The 1,952-nt window shown below is 40.7% G+C and carries 3 protein-coding genes and 1 pseudogene; 2 read left to right on the top strand and 2 right to left on the bottom strand.

Features of this window, described 5'->3' with window-relative positions; all coding sequences use genetic code 11:
* Positions 1–313, bottom strand: a 313-nt coding sequence (locus tag ACF8EG_RS11775) for an SH3 domain-containing protein (RefSeq protein WP_392411551.1), incomplete at its 3' end; no start/stop codon positions are given.
* A gap of 243 nt (positions 314–556) precedes the next feature.
* A pseudogene (locus ACF8EG_RS11770) lies at positions 557–751 on the bottom strand (DUF1289 domain-containing protein); the annotation flags it as partial.
* Between the two features lie 226 nt (positions 752–977).
* Here ACF8EG_RS11770 and ACF8EG_RS11765 point away from each other — a divergent pair.
* Positions 978–1,370, top strand: a complete 393-nt coding sequence (locus tag ACF8EG_RS11765; protein WP_069507184.1) for a nuclear transport factor 2 family protein — start codon at positions 978–980, stop codon at positions 1,368–1,370.
* A gap of 227 nt (positions 1,371–1,597) precedes the next feature.
* Complete coding sequence (locus ACF8EG_RS11760) at positions 1,598–1,816, top strand: DUF6500 family protein (protein ID WP_039549735.1); 219 nt, start codon at positions 1,598–1,600, stop codon at positions 1,814–1,816.
* The last annotated feature ends 136 nt before the right edge of the window (positions 1,817–1,952 follow it).

Here is a 1,952-nt window from a genome sequence, read left to right as displayed (position 1 = left end):
TAACCATATAATTAAGCTTTTTGGTATATCGCCGATATATCCAACCGGTTAAAACTTCATCATCTATTACAACTCGCACGTAAAGCCAGCTGTTGTGCGTGCTATCTATTACTTCTACTACATCGCCAATATTTAGGAGTCCCAATGAGTTGTGTTTTTTGGCTGGCCCTTCACGAAAATTAAGGTTGTCTCCGATAATGACTCGTAAGTTTTTCTGCGTGTTGTCGAATGTTTGTTTCCTAACCTCACTTTTAATTTCTCGGCTAGTAGATGCCTTTGAAAAAAGTTCCCGGACAAAGTCTGACTGCTCCATGTAAACCGTAGCAATACACGAAACGAAGAAAGGTAAGAAAAAGTTTTTCAGCAGCCATAATATCGTATCAAGAGCTTTGTCTGAGAGGTTTGCTGCACTTTTACCTTGAAAGATTGTTTTATCCAGCTCTTCCCTAACATCAGAGTCAATCTCAACCTTGCCTTGATCTACAATGTCTTTTAGCTGGCTGAATAAATCATCATTTTGAGCTTCAAGTGTTTGTTCATCATTATATTTATAGTGTTTCCCACTCTTAATTTTTCGCAAATACCTTTGGCGGCATTGCTCGATAACTTGAAGCTTCCTTTCATTAGTTAGGTTGAGCCAGTTAAACCTTTCTTCTCTTTTCCTCATACAACCTTTGCAGTAGCCTTTTTCATCTACTGTGCAAATGCCTACGCAAGGGCTTGGGACTTCGAAAAAAGATAGCTGTTCCATATGAGTACTTTTTAGTTTTTAATAGTGCTAATCATACCGTTGCTTATTCAATATGCACCCTTTTTGTGATGGAGGTGCAATACAGTTAACAAAGCGTTTAAGACGGATTCACAACGCTTGGCGATTTCAGTTCAAGTTAGCTTAAGTGTTTAAGGTACAATGGTTTAGGCTAGGTGGTTAGCGTTGTTCACCACTTAACGCGGCGTTATGTGCTTGGAGGGAAATAATGAATTCAAAGGAAGTCGTCTTAGCTTTTGGGGACGCAATGAAAACTAATGATTTCACGAAAGCAAGTGAGTGGCTTAGCCCAGATTTTGAAGGGTTTTGGCCTCAATCTGGTGAGCTTATTGTTGGACGAGACAATTTCACAGCAATCAACTCTTACTATCCAGCAAATGGTACTTGGGAGTTCGTCGTTCATTCAATCGTCTGCGATGGCGAAACAGTAGTCACTGATGTTTCTATAACTGATAGCGTTCAAAAGGCGCGTGCTATTACTTTCCATACGGTAGAAAATGGGCTTATCCGCAAACAGAAAGAGTTCTGGCCAGACCCAATGGAAGCGCAGGAGTGGCGTTCCAAGTGGGTGAGGTTGGTGCAAGAGCAGGTACGCACATAACAAAGCGTTCAAGAGGGATTCTCAACGCTTGGCAATTTTGGTTCTAAGTTTAGCTTTTGTGTTTATGGCACAATAATTTAGGTTTGGTGGCTTGCGTTGTTCACCCCTTAACGCGGCGTTATGGCTTCTTTCAAAAGTCATACTGGTTGGATGAACAGTGTTTGTTGTTTGTGTTCTATTCGTTGTGTAAAGTATTGTTTTTACTTTAATCAAAGAGGGCATAATGAATGCGTGAATCCTTACGCTGTAAAGTGTTAGATGTTTGTGCTAAGAAAATCGCACAAAAGGGTGAGAATGTTGGTGTTTCATTTTATGCATTTTTCGCTAATAAAAACGACGATCCAGTGTTGTTAATGGAAGCAGCTACTTGGTGGATTCAAACTCACCAGCTAGATCACTTCGAAAAAGCCAACAAAATCATAGAAATGATTAAATCAGGCAAGTAAAGAACACCTTAAGTCCAAGCCATAACAAGGCGTTTAAGAGGGATTCATGCCGCGTGGCATTTTTGGTATGCGGTTGGTTTTGGTGGTGAAAGTGGTCTGCGGAAGCTTGGTTTAGGCGGCATTCACCCCTTAACGC

Origin of the sequence: Vibrio sp. YQ_11, assembly GCF_043103065.1 — a bacterium.
In the GTDB taxonomy this organism is placed as follows: Bacteria; Pseudomonadota; Gammaproteobacteria; order Enterobacterales; family Vibrionaceae; genus Vibrio; species Vibrio parahaemolyticus.
Note: the sequence above shows the minus strand (reverse complement) of the source record. Positions and strands in the feature narration are given on the sequence as shown.

Excerpts from the sequence above, each read along its gene's own strand:
- ACF8EG_RS11760 (WP_039549735.1), top strand. The coding sequence starts at position 1,598 with ATGCGTGAATCCTTACGCTGTAAAGTGTTAGATGTTTGTGCTAAGAAA.
- ACF8EG_RS11765 (WP_069507184.1), top strand. The coding sequence starts at position 978 with ATGAATTCAAAGGAAGTCGTCTTAGCTTTTGGGGACGCAATGAAAACT.